The sequence below is a fragment of the Arthrobacter sp. Soil_C_60 genome, from assembly GCF_057656375.1.
Window position 1 is genome coordinate 1 of the sequence record NZ_JBDGKM010000026.1, and the last position, 1,060, is coordinate 1,060.

At 66.0% G+C, this 1,060-nt stretch carries 1 protein-coding gene; it reads left to right on the forward strand.

The features are described 5' to 3' along the window. Positions 1–74 precede the first annotated feature (74 nt). Positions 75–1,060 (forward strand): DDE-type integrase/transposase/recombinase (locus AC3A4M_RS22795; RefSeq protein WP_498738906.1); only part of this gene is annotated, 986 nt, incomplete at its 3' end.

The following is a 1,060-nucleotide window of genomic DNA, read 5'->3' on the forward strand; positions in this document are numbered from 1 at the left end:
GATAATGCCCGCGTAGCGGTGTGTCTGCCGGGCAGGTTGTTGCCTGCCCGGCACTCTGAGCCATGGAGCTTACGATGAGCCAACGCAGAGCCGTCACGAAGACCATCGCCACCCGCTACGCCAGGGCGGACAAGGCCTCGAAGAAGCCCATTCTGGATGAGCTGTGCGCGGTGACCGGCTGGCACCGTGACCACGCCCGGAAGGCGCTGCGCCTGGCGCTGGTGCTCAAACCGGTCAAGGCCAGGCCGCCGCGGCCGCCGCTGTACGGGGAGCCGGTGATCGAGGCCCTGCGGCTGTGCTGGGCGGTCCAGGGCACGCCGTGCGGGCGGCTGCTGGCCGCGGCGCTGCCGGACCTGGTCCCGCGCCTGCGGCGGTTCGAAGAGCTCCGGATCGATGACATGACAGCCGTGCTGCTGCTGCGCATCGCGCCGGCCACGATCGACCGCCGGCTTGCCGGGGACCGGGCCAAGCTCACCGTCCACGGCAGGTCGCATACCAAGCCCGGCTCGCTGCTCAAGGACTCGATTCCGATGCGGACCTGGGCCGAATGGGACGACGCCCGGCCGGGTTTCGTGGAGATCGATCTGGTCGGCCATGAAGGCGGGAATTCGCGGGGCGAGTTCTGCTTCACCCTGGACATCACGGACATCGCGACGGGTTGGACGGAGACCGTTTCGGTGAAGAACAAGGCCCAGAAATGGGTGTTCGCCGCGATCAAGGAGGCCACGGCGAAGTTCCCGTTCCCGATCCTGGGAATCGACTCGGACAACGGCTCTGAGTTCATCAACTGGGAGCTGTTCCGCTGGTGCGAGCAGGAGAATCTGACGTTCACCAGATCCCGGTCGGGGAACAAGAACGACGGTGCCCACGTCGAGCAGAAGAACTGGCATATCGTGCGCCAGACGGTCGGCTACCACCGCTACGACACGGCCGGCGAGCTGGTGCTGCTGAACCGGATCTGGGCGCTGCAGCGGCTGCTGACCAACCATTTCGCGCCGCAGCAGAAACTCGTTTCCAAGGAACGCATCGGCGCGAAGACCACCAAGAAATACGACAAGCC